Origin of the sequence: Eubacterium ramulus ATCC 29099 (assembly GCF_000469345.1) — a bacterium.
Classification (GTDB): domain Bacteria; phylum Bacillota; class Clostridia; order Lachnospirales; family Lachnospiraceae; genus Eubacterium_I; species Eubacterium_I ramulus.
Window position 1 is genome coordinate 28,023 of sequence record NZ_KI271187.1, and the last position, 18,832, is coordinate 46,854.

An 18,832-nucleotide genomic window follows, 5' to 3' on the forward strand; every position below is an offset into this window, starting at 1 on the left:
AACAAAAGGAATATTAGATTTACTGAAAGGCATCAAAAAAATTTTTGGTGTCTTTTTTGTACCCTAAAATGAAAGGAGAAAAAATTGAAGAAACTGATATGTAAAAAATGTGGAAACGAAGTTTTACCTGAAAAAGATAAAGCATTAAAAAAGGAATATCCATATTATTGCAGTTTTTGTGATGAGAACAAATATAGATTTGAGTGTATGAGAGTAGAAGAGAATAAAGCACAGAAAAGGAAGGAACTGATATGACAGATGAAGAAAGAGTATTATCCTGCCAGCGTGAGATCCGAAGACTTCGGAGTGTGGTCCGGGAGTATGAAGAAGAAAGAAGACTGTTTCTTGCATGGTTGGAAACGGAAAGCAAAATACCGTCTGAAAACCAGGCTGGATTGAATAGGGTGAAACAATATTTGGATACATATCTGTACCAAGATTAGAAAAATAATACGATTTAGGAGAAAGGAGAAAGTATGACAAAAGGATATTTTGTAATAGAGGGAAATGGAAAGATTAGAAAAGCTACTTATTTAGTGTCAGATGCATATCTGGACAATGGATATGGAGAACAGATTATCCGGGCATTTGCAGAAAAGCGAGAGCTGGAATTTTTGGAGCAAACATATCAAAAATTGGATCTGACTGATAAAAGAAATATACAATCATTACAACCAGAGTGGTATCGAAAAACAACTCATTCCAATAAAGGAGATATTTTTTCAGAATATGCTTATGTAGTTCGAAAAGAGAAATTGCGTGTGTATCACTATGGAAAATTGCTTTTTTGTCTGAAACGAGAAGATGCAGAAATATGGCTATACTTATTAGAAAATATGCAGCAATTGGTAGATTATTTTTTATATTCAGATGAACGATTGGAGTATCAGTGGGAAAAATATTTTTCCATGTTCCAATTTTTGCAGAAAAAAATAGAAGAAGGGTTCTGCCAGCAAGAGTTTCAGCAGTATATGCGGAAAGAAGGGAAAAATCTTGCTTTTTTCAGAGATGAACATCTGGTGGATGTATGGGATAGATATGATAGACCTGCGTATCAAAAAATATGGAAAAAAGGGAACCGGGAAATCTTATTTATTGTGACAAAGCAGGAGCGTATCTGGAGAGCATACATACAAGGTCCGTATAGTCGGATTGCAGTATTTCAACAATGTTCCAGTGAGAAAAAAATGTGTGACATGATACGATTAGAACTTAGAAAAGAAAGCCTTAAATTTGAACAGTATGCAAAGATAACTGCTTATGTTAGTAAAATAGCAAAAGAATTGTTCAGTCAGAAAATTAATTTAGAGGAGGTACAACAATACTTACAGGAAGAACAGCAAAGAACACCTTGGTATCTTTGTAAAGGTGCTCTTTCCATTAGTAATATTATAAATTACTTAAAAATGGATTTGCGAAATGAACAATATAGACGTAATAGGTAAAGACAGTAGAAAGAAGAGGGAAATAATATGGTGAGATATGATGCACGAAAAGAAACTTATGAAGAAATAGAGATTTTTGATACTCGGGCACTTTTTTCAGCAGGAAGAATTCAAAAAGATAGTCTCCCAGAAGGTTTTTATTGTTATGAAGTTCGTCATGATGATGAGTGTATAAGGATTCCGTGTGAATTAAGTTCTCATATTTTGGTAAACTTTTGGAGGACAGTAATATCTAGAGTTCCACTTATAAAGGAGAAAGAATGTAGGAGATATATAGAAGATGAAGACTGGGGGTATACTGGAAATGCAGAAATACAACTGGAATCGTGGATTGAGGCATAATACATAAAATAAAAATAGCAGTCAGGCTAACAGGATATAGTGTTATTTTGTTGACTTGACCACTATATTGTGTTACCATAAACTTGTAGTTCAGTTTTATTCTTCATAAAGAAGAATGGTAATTTTTTTCTGACCATAAGGTTAGAATGAAGTTTTGAAGTTTTGATACTTAATTAAAAAGCGCGTATATCAAAAGCATTCAGGAAGAAATTCTTTGAGTGCTTTTTTTATTGCCTTTTGGAAAGGAGAAGAAAGAAAAATAAAAAGCAGAGAGAACGATATGAAAATCAGAAGGGATTTTTGTATCGTTTTTTTGTATATGCAGAAAGGAGTGTGACAATGTGCAGGAAAGTGATTTACAGCGTGCAAGTAAAATTTTGCGCACAGAATTTGGTTCCGACTGGAAACAGATTGTACAGACGTTAGGAACAAGAGAGCTTACGCATTGCGTAGGACAAGACCTGACTTCTTTTATGGCATTTCCAGAACGGGCAGAAGGAGGCAGCAATCAGTGGAGAGGAAATTGTTCCCCGCAGGTTGTAGCGAAACTCATTCAGTTTGTAAAAAAATGCAGGCGATATGAAAAGAATAAGGATTTTTTATTTTTGGATCCCATGAGTGGTTCTGGGACCAGTCAAGATGTGGCAGAGGAATTGCATATTCCCTCTGTCTTATACGATTTAAACCCACATCCGCCAAAGGGGATTGGAAACTGGAATGCATTAAAGGATGAAGTTGCGCATAGTGCAGACCTGATTTTTTTCCACCCACCTTACCATGATATTATCCAGTATTCCGGAAATATGTGGGGCAGGCCGCATGAAGATGATTTGAGCAGATGTGAAAATTATGAAGATTATATTGAAAAACTGAACTATGTGATCAAAAAACTGTATTTCAGCCTAAGACAGAATGGGTATCTGGCAATTCTGGTAGGAGATATCCGGCAGAAAGGCGTCTTTCATTCTATTGCAGCAGATATGCTTCATATTGGAAATATGAAGTCCTGGATTGTTAAGGGGCAGTTTCATTGCACTTCCAGTAAGACACAGTATTCCGGAAAACCCTTTATTCCTATTGTGACGGAAACACTGGTGCTTTTTCAAAAAGAAGAAATTCTTCTTGTACCATTTTCAATTAGAAGGGAAGGAATATTCCAGATACAAGAACAGGACTCCATTGCACTGACGTGGTTTCATTTATTGCGGATGACACTGGAACAGTTAAATGGACATGCAACGTTAAAGCAGCTATATCAGGAATTAAGAGAGCACCCGAAAGCCAAAAAGAATAAAAATTATGAGGCGAGAATTCGGGCAACTTTATATGAACATGCCGATTGTTTTCTGCCTTTAGCAAGAGGAACGTTTCGGCTAAAATACCGATAGGAAAGAGGTGTGTATGAAAGATGAAACAATGGCAGGATATTATCAGCTGCTGATTGCAATCTTTTGTAATCTGAATGCAAGAGAAGCAAGATATCTTTATGATTATGGACCGGCTCACCCAGTCTGCAGAAGAATGATGTATAGAAAATTAAAGCATCAAAAACAAGGAGAATGTCTTTCAGAGGAAGAAATTTTAGAAAGGCTGGATCAGTTGGAAAAGAATGGATGTTTTTACAGAGAAAAGAAAGGAGCGTGAAAATATGCACCTTCATAAACTGACAGATCTTTTGTCATTTCATGAGGTGGCAGTTGGAGGAACCCTTCCCCAGACAGAGTATTATCGTGAAAAGCTGAAAAGACTGCATCCTATGCAGATGCTTTCGTCGAACATACTGCTGCCACTATATGAAATTTCTTTTTCTTATATGACAGTAAGGGGAAATTACAGGCAGGCGAAAAAATATGCTTTCCTGGCAGAGTACAGCGAAGTAGATTTTGAGGCAGAACTTTTATTAAAGGACTGGATTGCGGAACAGAATGCCAGAAAACCTTACCGCAAAATTTCCAATGTACAAATTCTGGAAATTCAAAAAATTGCGTATGGGATACTGGATATCCGGTCGTAAAAGTGTTCCACTTTTTCTTATCCTGAGAAATTCAGGTTGCTGCTTAGGAAAACCGGCCATTGCGGGCTTGTTTTTCGAAAGTGAAGGTCAGGCAGTGTAAAAAGACACACCTACAAGCATGGCTTTTCCGTTTAGAGCAAACTTTTTGTAAAGAACGGAGAAAAAATGGAACAGTTAAGTTTTTTTAGCATTGAAAAGAAAATCCAAAACGCCATAACCCTGTTAAAAATGTTTGAAGCAAAAGCCATAGAGATGCATCCGGAAGGATACTATTTATGTTTTAGCGGTGGGAAAGACAGTCAGGTAATTTATGAACTGGCAAAACAGGCAAAAGTAAAGTTTCAGGCTTATTATAATGTTACAACCGTAGATCCCCCGGAATTGGTCTATTTTATCCGAAAAATGTATCCTGCGGTTATTATCAATCAGCCTGATACAACCATGTGGGAACTGATTAGCCAAAAGCATTATCCGCCCACACGAAGAATGCGTTATTGCTGCTCTGAATTGAAAGAAAGAGGAGGAAAAGGACGGTTTGTAGTCACTGGTGTGCGTTGGGCAGAAAGCAGGAAACGAAGAAAAAGAGGATTTGCAGAAATACAAGGACCGTCTGAACCAAAGGTTATTTTAAACAGCGACAATGACGAAAAAAGAAGGCAGATAGAAAATTGCCAGATAAAAGGAAAACGGGTGTTAAATCCAATCTTGGATTGGACAGATGATGAGGTGTGGCAGTTTATCCATACACATATCCGAACTTATTGCAGCCTTTATGATGAGGGCTTTACAAGGATTGGCTGTATTGGGTGTCCACTGGCTTCCACCAAGCAGCGGGAGAAAGAACTGGCGCGCTATCCTATGTTTAAAAAGGCTTATTTAAAGGCGTTTGACCGAATGCTTTCTTACCATAAGGAAGGAACACATGGAAGTGCTACATGGAAAGATGCCGAAGATGTTTACAGGTGGTGGCTATATGGAAATCCCCCAAAAGAAATACAGGTTACTGGACAAATAGAATTATCCATCGAAAGGGAGTTGGGAAACATTGTGAAAGAAATAGAGAAAAAGAAACCAGAGCCTTCAAAAAAGTGGGAAGATGTTTTTCAAAAGAAACTGTATGACTGGAAAAAGATATACCAGTTTGGAACAGAAGAAAACCTAACCACAGACGGAGAAGTATTAAACCAAATCAGAAGGGAACTGGTGCAAGTCTATGAGAATTATTTTTCTGGTACAACTGCTTGTGACAGGTATAAAAAGAAAATTCCACAAGCTGTCAAAGATGATTATATGGCAGGAGAAGTAGAAATTTTTGAAACTGCGCAAAGGCTGGTAAAGAAATATAAGCAGAGCCAGCAGTTTCGATATGTGCTTGTGAAGCGCCCTCAAATCAGGGAAACAGACCGGAGAAAACTTCAAGTTGATCTTTTGGTCGGAAAAATTCAGAAATTAGAGGTTTGCGTAAAGAGAAAAGACATTCTTGGAATGCGTATCTTTTCAAAGGAAGACGAACTGGACAAAATGCTGGCGGAGGTTTATCAAAAAATAAAAGAACTTCCCAGAATAAATGAGGGTGTAGAAAGCGCCGGAAATAAGAAAAAATCCAGTTGGAAAAATCAGATGATATTAGAAGAATTTATTCGTTAATTGAAAGGAGGAAACAGGGTGACAGATCAAAAAATGATTGCAAGTATGGTAGGCGATTTTTATGGGGTTTATCTTGGAAAATCCATGTTGGGAATCCAGGGACTTCTAAAAAAATATCATAACCATAAATTTATTATTACCTTGATTTCTAATTTGGAAACAACGGTAGAAATTGATATGCATAAGGCGATGCATGAGATTTATGATTTCTATAAGAAACATAGAGGAAAAGGGCAGAGAGAGGACAGCGAATGGGAACAGATCATTGAAGAAGCCAGTAAGATTGGCAAAAAATATGAAGGAAATGCGTGGTGCAAGCAATTCCTGATCCAAATGATCAGCATTATTGAGGAAGAAGACACGGAAATCAGAGCAAAAAGAGAAGAATTAGAAAAAGCGGCATGATGGGAAGGGGAATCCCCCTTCCTGCTTTTATAGGAGGAAATAGGAATGCTTGGAAAAATGATAGAAAATACAAAAGATTTGAATATGGTTGCAGACCGTTTAAGAGCAAGAGGCGAAATTTCACGTTTGCAGGAGCTTTGTAAAGAATGGCTGATACCGGAAAAGGATATGCAGGATTTTTTGCAGGGAAAAAGGCTGCGGCTGGCAGAAGTGCCGTTGGAAGAAAAAATTTTTTCTACTGCTTCTGAAAAGATTGCGGAAGAAATGTATCAGTTTGAAGGACCAGGGCTGGCAGTGGCTTTAGGGCAGTATCTTATGGAACGCTGTGAAGAGAAAACCTTAGGGGAACAGATTCTGCTACCTCATAAATCTTTGGAAAAAGCAATTAATTTCATTCTGCAAAGAGTATATGAAGAATCAAAAGACTACCTGCAACAGAATCGAAATGGGCAAAATGGTGCAGGAGTCGCAGTCAGTTCCCAAAAAGTGTACCATTGGCTGGAAGAATACTATGCGTTAGATGATGCTGAGGAAGAAAGAAAAAAGAAAGAGGAAGAACGGGAAAGAAAAAGAAAAGCACAAGAAAAAACTGTTGTAAAAGGCGTGAAGACTTCTGTAAAGGAAAGCAAGACCAAAAAAGACAGTCAGATTTCTCTTTTTGATATGCTGGAAGATAGAGAAAAAACGGAGGAAAAAAATGATTGCGTATAAAGCGTTTCAGAAGAATTTGAGTTGTTTGGGGTTTCAATATAAAGAAACAGAATGGAATTATACAGAAAAGGCTGCCTGCAGGAAAACGGGGTTTCATTGTGCAGAAAACCCGCTGGACTGTCTGATTTACTATAGCAATCCGGATTTAGCGCAGTATTGTGTGGTTGAAGTTGCCGGAGAACGCCAGGAAGAGGGCGATGACAGCAAAATTGCCTGCACACAGCTTCGGATTGTTAGAAGACTGACGTTATTGGAACTTTTAATAGAAGGGGTTGCATATATGCTCCAGTATCCACACAGAAGGCTGAGTAAAATCATACAGATAGAAAAAGGAAGTCCCATGGGTGGATTTACAGTGGTGCGTGGGAAACATCCCATCGGAAAAGGGAGGAAAGATACAATCCTTCTTCTCATCAGGGAAGATATTAAGGGAAATATCGTTAATTTTTCAGTCATCATAATTGACGGAAAAGAATATGTTCCAAATGTTTATTATGATTTTGATGGAAGAAAGGCAGAAGAATAAATGAGAAAAACGGAATTATTGGAAATCGGCTGTTTAGAGGCAACAAAAAAGATGTTAAAGTTTTCCAAAAAGGAAGAAAAAAAATCCAGAAAACAGAGATTACAAAAGAAAAAGAAAATGAGGAAGTTTGAATATGAAGTATCTGTAAAGATTTGTAAAAAAGGGGAGATTTTGGCAGTTTCATTTTTCAGGATAAAAGAAATGCTTGCCGGACAAGTGCAGCCGGAGATAGTTGTATTCTTAAATAAAAAGGAGCGTACCTATCTTTCGTACCTTCCAAGAGAAGCAAAGTGGAGAACAGCCACAATTATAAAGATTATGGGCTATTTTTATGGGAGTTTTTATCACTGTACCAAAAGAGATTGGGCATTATTCAGGAAATATTTTGACACAGAATGTAGCAGATGGACATCTTTAAAAGTTAGTTCTATCAGAAGTATTATAGAAGAGTTTCAAACGGATATTTTATGGGATAGGATAGAGGAAAGGCGCAGACAAGAAACCAATGAATGGGATCAGGTAATGTCCCAAATTCCGGTACTTCCAAAGGATTGGGAAAGGTGGTGTAGAAAATCGGCCATTACGCAGCACTATATTTTCTACAAACCGGAAAGAAAAGGAGAAGGCTATTGCAGCAGATGCAACACGAGAGTGCAGGGTATTTTACCAAAACATAATCAATATGGTATCTGCCCGAAGTGTAGACAGCGAATACAATATAAATCCAAGAAAATGCAAAAAAGGATTATTCACAAAGCAGAGTGCACCTATTTGTTGCAGAAGTTCGGAACTAATCAAATGGTGATTCGGAAGTTTAACGTCTATGCAAAATTTCATCAAAAGCGTGACTTTGTTCCGGAAATAAGCTGGTTTGAAACCAGAAGGGTAATCGTAGAAAAAGATTTTTCCCAGACAGCATATTATTATGGACAATATAAGGATGGCTCCTATCGGTGGAGAGAGTCTTTATATGCAGAGTACCATTATGATTTTGAAGGGAATAAAGGCACGCTATATCAGAGAACCTTATTTTCTTTGAACCAGGGAATTTTGAAGACTTCCGGGTTATACGAACTTCAAAAGAACATGAAAATGGTAGAACCGGAAACGTATTTATTATACCGTTATCATTGTCCGGCTATTGAGAAAGCTGCAAAGGCGGGATTGAAAAAGTTTGTGATCCAAAGCATCCATAAAAAGAGCCGACTTCCAAATCACAGAAAACTGATGGAAATTTTGGGAATCAATAGTTGCCTGCTAAAGCAGTTGGTGAAAATGGACGGCGGAATAGCTGGTTTATCCTGGTTGCAAAAGATGAAGAATACACAAAAGTGGATTTCAGAGGATATACTTCGTTATTTTGAAAAACATAATATTTCCACAATAGATGTTGCCTTTATTGAAAATCAAATGTCGCCACAGCAGATTTACCATTATTTAAGAAGAATGGAAAAGGAAAGCGGGCTGCCCGTAGAGAAGATTTTGACGATATGGAGAGATTATCTGTCCATGGCAAAAAAAATAGGAGAAAATCTAAAGGACTCCATCGTTTATAGACCACGGGAGTTAGAAAGAAGGCATGATGAGGCGGTAATAGCCCTGCAGGAAATAGACACAAAGCAGAGAGCAGAGGAACTACGGGAGAAATTTCCAAATCTGGAAAAGGTTTGTAGGGAAATCACGCCCATCTATCAGTCACTGAAAGATGAAAAATATGCAGTGCTGGTTCCGCAAAAGATTGAAGATATTATAAAAGAAGGAAAAGCATTGCATCATTGTGTAGGTACTCAGGAATGCTATTTTGACCGGATCAGCAGAAAAACCTCTTATATTGTTTTCTTACGCAGACAGGAAGAATTGGAAAAGGAATTTTATACGATGGAAATTGAACCAGATGGAAACATTGTACAAAAAAGTAAGGACTATAACAGAACGGGAGAGGAGTATGAAGAGGCAGAACCATTTTTAAAGAAATGGAAAAAGAATGTATTGAAAAAGATAAGGAACCAGGAAAAAGATCCTACAAAAACGCAGGTTACACTATGGACTGCGGAGCTTTCTGCTGCTTATAAGGATCATGTGGTGATGAAAGGTGGAAAATATCAGGGCCAGTATCTGTCAGATGTGCTGAAAGCAGAACAGGAAGCAGCTGCTTAGAAGAAAAGGAGAAATATGGAAAAAGAATATCAAATAGTGACAAAAAATATACCGGATAAGAATTTGCAGAAATTAAAACATATCCGGCAGAGAAACCAGTATGGTTGTTATGAGGAGAACCTGGAAGGAATGTATACAGAAAGAGGGGTATACAGACTGTTTCGCAAATATGTTAATAAACAGGAATATCCTTTCTATCAGGACTGGAAACAGGATATGCTGAAAATGGGCATTTTACTAAAAGGCCCTAAAACAGAGCTGGCAGTAAAAAGAAAGGGTGAGCATATAGTGGAAGAAATCTGTATTACGGTGAAGACGATAGAAGATGCCTGTAACCTTGTACGGCAAGCATATAGAGATTCCGATGTATGTTTGGGAGAGCTTTTTCGAAACATAGAAATTCAAGGATTGAGCATTCAGGAAGTAGTGGAAGTATTTTCCATACTGTATCGTGAACTGGAAAATGACAGAGTCTGTCGTGTGAATGTGGAAGAAAAATTTTTCACATTTGTAGCATAGAAATTTGATGATGGCGGGGGTGTGTCGGTGACATGCCCCCTAAAAAATACCATGAACAGCCAATTACGCAATAAAAAAGGCAATTTAAACAAAGAACCTTGTGGTTTTACCGGAGCATGCTATTCTAAAAGAAAAAGGGGAGGGAATACAAATGATGAAAATTGCGATATTTTACCAGAAAGAAAGCAAGCTTCTGGGTGATATACGAAAGAAGATCCGAAAGGAAGCGTGTCAGCCAGATAACGTATATGCGATTTATGAATATTCTACGATAAAGGCTTTGCGCAAAGCAAATGAACAAAGTCCTATGGATATCGTGTTTTTGGAAGATACGATAGATAATTGTGGACTGACAGCCGCCAAATATATCCGGGAAACAGGACAAAAAACTTCTCTCTACTTTTTCGGGAAATCTGCTAATCGGGCTTTTTACGGTTATGAATATAGAACGGCATATTATTTGACGGAAAAAGAACAAGTGGAAAGTTTAAATATCTATCAGCACTTTTTCAAAAAGTATTTTCCAAGGAAAACGATTTTCCTGTTTGATCAAAGCATGGATTCTGCATGGGCTATGTGTTTATCCGAAGTTGTTTATATTGATTTAAAAACCGGGGATATTTGTACAGAAAAAGGAGAGAAAAAATCGGGTTATATACTGACAGAGAAAGTATTGGAAACAATACGAAAAAAGACCTCTTTTCTAAACGTTTCCGGAGAATATCTTGTCAATCAGGATTTTATAATAGATGTGACTGGGCAGATGATTTACCTATATCAGAATAAAAGCATTTTATGTAAAGAAAAGGAGATGGATACGATTAAAGAGTTCCTTTGGAACATGGGACAAAAAGAGTTTTTATAAGGGAATATTATACATACAATATATAGGAAAAATGGATTGTAAAAAACTATATATTGTGTTATTATATTGTTGAATATATTTTTACAAATGGAAAAATTTGTAGTTAGTATTTCATTTTGGCAGAAGCCAAAAGCAGTATTTTAAGGAATATCCTGAGAAATAGAAAGAAAGACATGAAGAATCGTATGGTTTTTTGTGTCTTTTTTTGTATGCAGAAATGGAAAGGAGGACAAATTCAGTTTTTAAAAGCAGACATTATCGTTGTATGAAAGGAGAACTATTTTATGAAAATTATTTGTAAAAAGACAGATTTAGCAAAGGCAGTTCAGACTGTAGCAAAGGCAGTTCCTGCAAAAGCAACCACCTCTATTTTGGAGTGTCTTTTGCTCCGGGCAGAAAAAGAGGAGATTACCCTTACCGGGAATAACCTGGAATTGGGGATTGAAACAGTAATGCCGGGAAACATTGAAGAGGAAGGCAGTATTGCAATCCAGGCAAAAGTATTTGGGGAGATTGTAAGAAAACTTCCAGAGGGAGATGTCGTACTGGAAACAGGGGAAAAAGATCAGGCGACTGTACGCTGTAAGAAGACGAAGTATAATCTTTCTGTAAAGTCAGCAGAAGAGTACACCTGTATTCCCGATATGGAACGGAAGAATCATGTCACGATTTCAGAGTTTGACTTAAAAGAGGCAATCCGGCAAACGATTTTTTCAGTAGCAGATACTTCCTCAAAGAAGGCAATGACAGGAGAACTGTGGGAAATTAATGGAAAAGAACTGAAAATTGTAGCGCTGGACGGACACCGTATTTCACTTAGAAAAATCAAACTGAAAAAAGAATATGAACCGCGAAAGGTCATTGTTCCAGGAAAAACACTGGCAGAAATCATCAAGATTATTGGCGGAGATCCGGAGAAGGAAATTGCAGTTTACTTTACAGAGAACCATATTCAGTTTGAGATAGAAAATACCAGGGCAATCTCCCGGTTGATTGAGGGAGAATATTTAAAAGTGGAGCAGTTATTATCAAAAGATTATGGAACAAAAATCAAAGTTCAAAAAAAGGAATTACAGGAATGTATTGACAGAGCAAGTTTGTTATTGAAGGACGATGCAAAAAAGCCAATTATTCTAAATATTGAAGAAAATATTTTGTCATTGGAAGCAGCATCAAACATGGGCTCTATGAATGAAAGTATGTTCGTTGTAAAAGAGGGAGAGAAATTACGAATTGGGTTTAATCCAAAATTTTTATTAGAGATGCTGCGAGTGATTGATGATGAGGAAGTCTTCATGTATTTTACGAGTGCAAAAACGCCATGTACTGTAAGAGATGAAAAAGACAGTTATGTATATCTGGTTCTTCCGGTCAACCTTAGTGCCGCAGCGTAAAATGAGAGAAGAGGGTGAATAAGAAGGTATGGAAATTGTTCGAAATGGGCAGAAAATTCTGTTGACAGAGTGGGAATTATTTCAGGCGTATGAAGAACAGAAGTATTTGTACTTAAAAGAAAGCGTTCTGGAAAATATGGAAGACTGTCTTCCAAAAGAGATGTATAGCAAATTGAAAGCAAATGAAGATTACAAGGAAAGAAGCATCACTTTATTCCAAAAATATTATGAGGATTATCATATGGAATATGATGTGGCACTAAAAGAGGCAATCCGCGATTCTGCGAAAAAGTTTCTTGATGCAGAAAAAGCAGAACTTGTAGAAGAAAAAGGAAGGAACAGTAAAGGATGAAAAGAGAAAATTATATTATTACGGTAAAAAGCATTTATATACGTAATGCGGAGATGTTTTGCCCGGAAAGCATGACGGAACAGGAAATTTTGAACTTAGATGATATCGATATTTTTCAGTCCTGTGAGTTTGAAAGATACTGGAAAAATGCAGAAGTTTCTGCTTACTTATGTCAGATGGCTTGTGCAGAAGAAGAATTAAAAAGGGAACTTCAGAAAATTGCAGAATATTTCAAGATACCAGCCTGTTTTTTAGAAGCAATTCCTGTAAAAAAAGATTTGGAAGATGATATATTTCATAATAATGGAGAGAAGGAAAATGAAGAAAGCACTACTTAAAAAGATACCTGTTGTGGAAGCCGGTATTAAGGATAAACAATATATGGAACTTTGCAGACAAAACTATCTGATGAAGGTACAAAAGGCTACGGTAGCACATAAACGGACTTTAATCCTAAATCTTTATGACGCGGAAAACATTATAAAGGAGCAATATCAGCCGTTCTGTCGCATCTTTTTTTCTAATAGAGACTTTATTACATATTTTATAAAAGAAAACCGTTGGTCTATAAAAACTTTGGATATCTTGGAAGCTGAAAAGGGGAAATTTATATCTCAGATTGCGATACGAACATATAAGGAAAAAAGGAGTATTCAACAGTTTTTTCATTGTACAGATGATGCCGTAGACAGTATACAACTGATACAAATAGAACAGCAGAAAAGAAAAGCAGAAAAGTCGTTAAAAAGAAAAAAAAGAAGTATAAAAGATATAGAGTCTCTATTTCGCAGTGTGAAACCAGTGACTGGGAGATTTGAAAAATGGCTGGAATACGAGGTGTTAAAAGAAAGTCAATATATTTTCTATCAGTATTCCAGAAGAAAGATGATAGATTGCACATGTAGTCATTGTAAATCGGAATATCAATTGGAGAGATCTATACCAAGGCATAACAAAGAATATGTGTGTCCCATTTGCAAGCGGAAATCAATTTTTAAAGCAAAAGGAAAATCAGGATATTTTTCTGATTATTCAGAAGCAGTTAAAATTGAAAAAGCATCAGATAGAATCATACTACGTCATTTTGAAGTTAGAAAATCTTATGCTGCGCATGGTACGGGAGAATATACATTATCTTATCATGAAGACTATCGGGCTGTATTTCAGGAAAAATTCCATTTTTATTACCCGGTTTATAGCTGTTTGGCTCATAAGAATGTATGGAAAGAGAAATATATAGATCCGTATTTTCACTACAGATATCATTTGAATTATACGATAAAAGCATATCAGACGATAACCCAAATGCCTGGAATGGTGTATCCATATAATTTGAAAAATGTTTTTAAAGGAACACCATTTGAATATTGCTCCTTAGATTATTTTGTCAAAAATAATCGTTTTGTAGAGCTGCCGGTTGTATATTATCTGAAGACATATTTAAAATTCCCATTGCTTGAACAGTTCGTGAAGCAGAATATGTTTTATATCGCTTTGGAATGCCTATATCAGCTTCCAAACGAATGGGAAGAAACAAAGGAAACGAATACAAGACATTTCTTAGGAATAAATTCACGATATTGCTCTATCCTAAGTAAGTATAATATGGGGATAAGAGAATGGGGCGTTTTACAGAAAATGGAAAAACTAAAAATCCATTTGTCGGAACAGGAAATTTTTGCATATTGTAAAATTTTTGAGAGTAATAGAGATTTCTTGGAATTAAACCAGTATGCATCTATTCGGAAAATTGTGAGTTATCTGGCAAAGCAGATTGAAAAAGAAGAAAAAGGAAAGGCATATAAGTTGTCCGGTGATGTATCTGGTATCAGTCATGCAGAAATGAAATGTTATCAGACGTATATAAGAAGCTGGAAAGATTATATTGAGTGGGCAGAAAAATTGGAATATGATCTGAAAAGCCGATACGTTCTGTTTCCAAAAAATTTTAAAGATGTTCACGACAAGACTTTCCGGGAGTATCAAAAACAACAAGATAAGATGGAAAGAAAAAAACAGGCAAAAGAAAGAAGAACTGTGAACCAACTTTTGAAGAAAGATATAAAACTACTGGGGAAACAAATTCAGAATCAGGACTATATCTTAAAAGTTCCTGGAAATTATCAGGAAATCCAAAAAGAAGGACAGGCGTTAGGACATTGTGTAGGAAGTTATATCCCTCATATTGCCAATCGGGAATGTGATGTGTATTTTATCCGGAAAAAGACCGATCCGGATAAGCCCTTTTTTACGGTTGACTGGAGAAGAGGGAAGATTGTGCAATGTCAGGGGAAAGGGCGGATTCGTTATCCGCAGGAAATGGTAGAATTTGTTCATTATGCAGAAGAAAAATTAAGGCTTCTAAAAGGAGAAGAAGAAAAAAAGGCTGCATAGGAATATAAAAATTTTAAGAGAATAGAAACACAGGCAGAAGGATTAGAACATTCTTCTGCCTTTTCTTATGAAGAGAAAGGAACAGAGATATGAATGATGTATTGGAAAAATTACAACGTGTCAAAATCCAAAATAAGACCAGGCTGTCCAAAGAAGACCAGCAATTTTGTCAGATACAGCAAAAATTATATGACAGTACCAGAAATCATTTTTTAAGTATGTTTGTAGATATGGAAACACTGCACCAGCAGGAACTGACCTTTTATGGAAAGGTACAGAAATATGCAGATAGGGTGTACAAACAGAACCTGATTTGTATGGATAAAAAGAAACAAATAGAACTGATGGAAAAGGTACATAATCATTTTATCAGAACCATTATTTCCTTCTTTAACCGGAAATATGGTCTTGCCATACAGAAACATTCGTATGAACGCTATATTTCCCTGCAGGATTCTGCAGAACCCGTATTACATAAGCGGATTTCTTCTTTAACAGAAGAAGAGAAGCAAATTTATCGGGAAGAAAGGAAGAAATGCTGTAAACAGAAAGAAGAAAATCTTCATGAAGTTTTGTTTGCCAGAATTGAGTATCCGTTGATTTTGGATGATATTTTTTCTTATCTGGGCGGTTTTAGTTTTCAGGAGAAAGTGGAGCAGGAGATTAAAACAGATGCAAAAGCAGGAGTGACCTATGCAAAATATAAATTGCAAAGTAAAAAACTGTCCATTCAAAACCTGTTATGCAGCAAAACAGATCTTTGGGGAGAATACGAAATCTGTCTGGATAGTGAAAAATATAAAGCACTTTTACGGGCATTGACTTTTTTTGACTCCAGTAAAGAACAAGTTTCTATTTATGATGGCTGGCTGGAAAGATTTGTAAGTTTTTCATATAGCGGGAAAAAAGAGAAAGAAGGGATTTTTGATGAACACCCTGCGCTTGGAAAGAAAGTTGTTAAATTTAAGTATTTTAAAAATGGCAGATGGGATATTGTTTTTGTCAGTGGTGTACATGCATTGTCTTTTGCCAAAGAGTATCTCGGCTATAAGGAGGCGGCCTAATGGGAAAATACAAAAGAGATAAGGGACTTCAAATACCAATGGAGCAAAGGCAAAAATTGAATGCGAAAATTCTGTATCTAGTGGAAAACCATGAAGCAGAACTATATGGGATCACACCAGAGGATATTTTTAATGTATATATGGGAAATGGTGGGCTGCATGGACTGGACAGGAAAGACTTTCAAAATTTTCATGCTTATACAGAAGCGAAAAAAGAAATAGAGCAGGGACAGTTTTTTACACCAGCGGAAATATGTGAATTTCTTGTTGCCTGCGTCAAACCGGAACCGAAGGATATAATTTATGATTTGACTTATGGTAAAGGAGATTTTTTTAATTATCTTCCTACAGAAAGTAATATCTATGGAACAGAAATTGATATGAAAGCGGTGAAGATTGCCCAGTACCTCTACCCGAAGGCAAACCTGCAATATGGCGATATCCGGCAGTATTCCCCTGTTTTAAGCGGGGATATTGTGTTTGGAAATCCGCCCTTTCATCTGGAATGGGGAACAAAAGAAGCACCGGTATCTTCCCAGATGTATTACTGCAAAAAAGCATATCAGGTACTGAAAAACGGGGGTCTTTTGGTTTTGCTGGTCTCGGAAAGTTTCCTTTCAGATGATTTTTCAAATAAAGGGGATATTGAAGAAATCAATCACATGTTTAATTTGATTGTACAATTTTCTTTGCCGGCAGATGCATTCAAAGAGTATGGTGTGACATCTTTTCGGACAAAAGCAATGATTTTGCAGAAAAAGAGTCAGTATGTAACAGAAAGACCATACACTACAGAGTTGGAAGTTCTGAAGCGGCCACAGGAAATTTATCAAACTTATGTGTTACCGGTTCTTCAGGAACGAAGAAAAAATGCTGCAAATATTTATTTTGAATGTCAGAATACAGATTTAGAGGCAAAGCAGAAACAGGTATTTCAGGAAAAAACGGTGAAACTTTTGTTTGATATCAAAAGAAATCGAAATATCGCTCATAAAGCTGGACTGGCAGAAGCGATTTTGCAGAAATACCTGAAGCAGACGAAACCGGAGGAACTCTCCTGGCAGGAGTGGGAAAAAATTAAAATACAGCCGGAAGATGTTTTACGGAAATTAAAGGGGATTTTATCTTCTGCGAATAAGACATACAGGAATGAAATCCGGATTGTAAAGACAACTTATGGATTTAAAGAAAAGGATTATCGGGAAAATGGGACCGATATGAATTTGGGTTCTATCAATTCTTTTGTATTATCCAAAAGAGAAGTTCCTGGATTTGAGCAGTTCTTAAAGAAGAAACGGCGAGAATTTGCATTGCAGGAAACATCTTTTGAGAAAATGAAGCAGGATGACAAAATTGCAGAATATCTGGAAAATTGGCATGTAACAAGTCAAATGACAGGGGAGGTCAAATATCTGAATGCTGTACAGAAAAAAGAAGTGAATAAACTGCTGCAGAAACGATACGTTGCCCTACAGTTTTCTATGGGAACTGGAAAAAGCCTTTGTACACTGGCAATGGCGCAGTACAGAATGAAATATAATCCTGTCCGGAATATATTCATTGTCGGCACAGCCCTGGCAATCAATAATACATGGGAAGAAATATTGGAAGACTATCAGATTGATTTTTACCGTATTCGGAAGAGGGAGGACATAAAAAGGGTACAGAGAGGACAGATTGTGCTCTTGACTATCAATCTGCTTACGGAATTAAAAAGGGAGATGAAAAAACTGTTACGTATCCGCTGTCAGAAAGTCATGTTGATTTTTGATGAAAGTGATGCAATTACCAACGGAAGTTCAAAACGTACAAAAGCAATGCTTTCTGTTTTTCGAAAATGCAGATATAAAGTGCTGGCAACAGGAACACTGACAAGAAATAACGTGGTAGAAGCAGCACCTCAATTAGAACTGCTTTATAACAACTCTATTCATTATCTGGCAAAGAATGAATGGATCTACCGATTCAAAAACGGACAGATGGAAAAAAATAGGAACTTCTTTTTGAATCAGCCATTTCCAGCTTATAAAAGAGGGTATGAACTGTTTTCTTATTCCTATTTACCAAAGAAGATTACAGTGTTTGGTCTGGAGAAGGCAAATCAGGATATTTATAATGCATCATTTTTAGATGAATTATTAGAAAAAACAGTCATAACAAAAAATTTTGAAGAAGTGGTAGGAAGGAAAATTTATAAGATTTACCAGGGAACCTGTTCTTTTAGCGAAAGGGAAAAAGAAGTGTATCGAATAGCAGTAAAAGAGTTTGATAAAATCCGCAGGAAGTATTTTGCAGCTTACGGCAATGCACGAAAGGATTCCATGTTTCGGATTTTGCAGCAACTGCTGCTCCTTCTGAAGATATGTGCAGATCCTTCTCTTGCATACGAATACGATAGCAATGAAGTACCTACGAAGGTAAAAAAAGCAATCCGTCTTTTGCAGATGTGGAAGTATGAGAAGGTTGCGATTGGAGTACGCAGAATAGAAGTGGCAGATTCCTATTACCGATATTTAAAGCAGGCATTTCCAGAAAGGCAGATCTTTTATATCACAGGGGATAAAGTTCCATGCAAGCAGCGGCAGAGGATTGTAGAAAAACTAAGAAAGACAGAAAATGGGATATTACTTTCTACGCAGCAAAGCTTGTCAGAATCTATGAATATAGATGATGTGGATAAAATTATCCTACCAGAGCTTCATTACAATCATGCGGCTATGGAACAGTATTATTTTCGGTTTATCCGGTATACGTCCAGAAATTTTAAGCAGGTGGTATTTTTAATTTATGAAAATTCCATTGAAGTGAACCTGCTAAAGATGATACTGGCGAAGGAGAAAATTAACCTGTTTATGAAAAATCAATTGCTAGAAAACGGAGAACTATATGAAAGATTCGGCATCAATCCCCAGATATTTTCCCTTTTGATGACAACCAGTGTGGACCAGGAAGGAAAACTTCAGATTCAATGGGGCGAACAGAAGATTAGTTAGTATT

The 18,832-nt window shown here is 36.7% G+C and carries 20 protein-coding genes; all 20 read left to right on the plus strand.

Features of this window, described 5'->3' with window-relative positions:
• The first annotated feature begins 84 nt into the window (after positions 1–84).
• The 20 genes from HMPREF0373_RS16860 to HMPREF0373_RS14970 all read left to right on the plus strand — a co-directional run bounded on the left by HMPREF0373_RS16860 (position 85) and on the right by HMPREF0373_RS14970 (position 18,828).
• Complete coding sequence (locus HMPREF0373_RS16860; RefSeq protein ID WP_021740621.1) at positions 85–255, plus strand: hypothetical protein; 171 nt, start codon at positions 85–87, stop codon at positions 253–255.
• A complete protein-coding gene (locus HMPREF0373_RS14875; RefSeq protein ID WP_021740622.1) occupies positions 252–443 on the plus strand; it encodes a hypothetical protein in 192 nt (63 codons plus the stop codon). The genes HMPREF0373_RS16860 and HMPREF0373_RS14875 overlap by 4 nt, the downstream gene beginning before the upstream one ends.
• A gap of 33 nt (positions 444–476) precedes the next feature.
• Positions 477–1,445, plus strand: coding sequence for a hypothetical protein (locus tag HMPREF0373_RS14880; RefSeq protein WP_021740623.1), 969 nt, complete (start codon positions 477–479; stop codon positions 1,443–1,445).
• Positions 1,446–1,472: 27 nt separating this feature from the next.
• Entirely contained in the window at positions 1,473–1,787 is a 315-nt protein-coding gene (locus HMPREF0373_RS14885) for an LPD28 domain-containing protein (RefSeq protein ID WP_021740624.1), read from the plus strand.
• A 341-nt stretch (positions 1,788–2,128) separates the two neighbouring features.
• The gene (locus tag HMPREF0373_RS14890; protein ID WP_021740625.1) at positions 2,129–3,175 is read left to right on the plus strand and encodes a DNA methyltransferase; all 1,047 of its coding nucleotides are present in this window, start codon (positions 2,129–2,131) and stop codon (positions 3,173–3,175) included.
• Positions 3,176–3,188: 13 nt separating this feature from the next.
• Positions 3,189–3,431 carry a hypothetical protein gene (locus HMPREF0373_RS14895; RefSeq protein WP_021740626.1) on the plus strand — a complete coding sequence of 81 codons (243 nt, stop codon included), beginning with the start codon at positions 3,189–3,191 and terminating at the stop codon, positions 3,429–3,431.
• A 4-nt stretch (positions 3,432–3,435) separates the two neighbouring features.
• Entirely contained in the window at positions 3,436–3,801 is a 366-nt protein-coding gene (locus HMPREF0373_RS14900; protein ID WP_021740627.1) for a hypothetical protein, read from the plus strand.
• A 165-nt stretch (positions 3,802–3,966) separates the two neighbouring features.
• A complete protein-coding gene (locus HMPREF0373_RS16590; protein WP_021740629.1) occupies positions 3,967–5,448 on the plus strand; it encodes a phosphoadenosine phosphosulfate reductase family protein in 1,482 nt (493 codons plus the stop codon).
• Between the two features lie 18 nt (positions 5,449–5,466).
• The gene (locus HMPREF0373_RS14910) at positions 5,467–5,853 is read left to right on the plus strand and encodes a hypothetical protein (protein ID WP_044964833.1); all 387 of its coding nucleotides are present in this window, start codon (positions 5,467–5,469) and stop codon (positions 5,851–5,853) included.
• A 45-nt stretch (positions 5,854–5,898) separates the two neighbouring features.
• A complete protein-coding gene (locus HMPREF0373_RS14915) occupies positions 5,899–6,564 on the plus strand; it encodes a Cas9 inhibitor AcrIIA9 family protein (protein WP_021740631.1) in 666 nt (221 codons plus the stop codon).
• Entirely contained in the window at positions 6,551–7,090 is a 540-nt protein-coding gene (locus HMPREF0373_RS14920) for a DUF7666 domain-containing protein (protein ID WP_021740632.1), read from the plus strand. Before HMPREF0373_RS14915 ends, HMPREF0373_RS14920 begins: the two co-directional genes overlap by 14 nt.
• Positions 7,091–9,247, plus strand: a complete 2,157-nt coding sequence (locus tag HMPREF0373_RS14925; protein WP_021740633.1) for a PcfJ domain-containing protein — start codon at positions 7,091–7,093, stop codon at positions 9,245–9,247. It abuts the gene before it with no gap.
• Positions 9,248–9,262: 15 nt separating this feature from the next.
• A complete protein-coding gene (locus tag HMPREF0373_RS14930) occupies positions 9,263–9,766 on the plus strand; it encodes a hypothetical protein (protein ID WP_021740634.1) in 504 nt (167 codons plus the stop codon).
• Between the two features lie 151 nt (positions 9,767–9,917).
• Entirely contained in the window at positions 9,918–10,631 is a 714-nt protein-coding gene (locus tag HMPREF0373_RS14935) for a hypothetical protein (protein ID WP_044964836.1), read from the plus strand.
• Positions 10,632–10,915: 284 nt separating this feature from the next.
• Entirely contained in the window at positions 10,916–12,025 is a 1,110-nt protein-coding gene (dnaN, locus tag HMPREF0373_RS14940; protein ID WP_021740637.1) for a DNA polymerase III subunit beta, read from the plus strand.
• 28 nt (positions 12,026–12,053) lie between these two features.
• On the plus strand, positions 12,054–12,377 hold the full coding sequence (locus tag HMPREF0373_RS14945; protein ID WP_021740638.1) for a hypothetical protein: 324 nt from the start codon (positions 12,054–12,056) through the stop codon (positions 12,375–12,377).
• A gap of 89 nt (positions 12,378–12,466) precedes the next feature.
• Positions 12,467–12,715 carry a hypothetical protein gene (locus HMPREF0373_RS14950; RefSeq protein ID WP_147344965.1) on the plus strand — a complete coding sequence of 83 codons (249 nt, stop codon included), beginning with the start codon at positions 12,467–12,469 and terminating at the stop codon, positions 12,713–12,715.
• A 994-nt stretch (positions 12,716–13,709) separates the two neighbouring features.
• Positions 13,710–14,771, plus strand: coding sequence for a PcfJ domain-containing protein (locus tag HMPREF0373_RS17100; protein WP_207638152.1), 1,062 nt, complete (start codon positions 13,710–13,712; stop codon positions 14,769–14,771).
• 89 nt (positions 14,772–14,860) lie between these two features.
• Positions 14,861–15,835, plus strand: a complete 975-nt coding sequence (locus HMPREF0373_RS16190; protein ID WP_021740641.1) for a hypothetical protein — start codon at positions 14,861–14,863, stop codon at positions 15,833–15,835.
• Complete coding sequence (locus HMPREF0373_RS14970; RefSeq protein ID WP_021740642.1) at positions 15,835–18,828, plus strand: DEAD/DEAH box helicase; 2,994 nt, start codon at positions 15,835–15,837, stop codon at positions 18,826–18,828. Before HMPREF0373_RS16190 ends, HMPREF0373_RS14970 begins: the two co-directional genes overlap by 1 nt.
• The last annotated feature ends 4 nt before the right edge of the window (positions 18,829–18,832 follow it).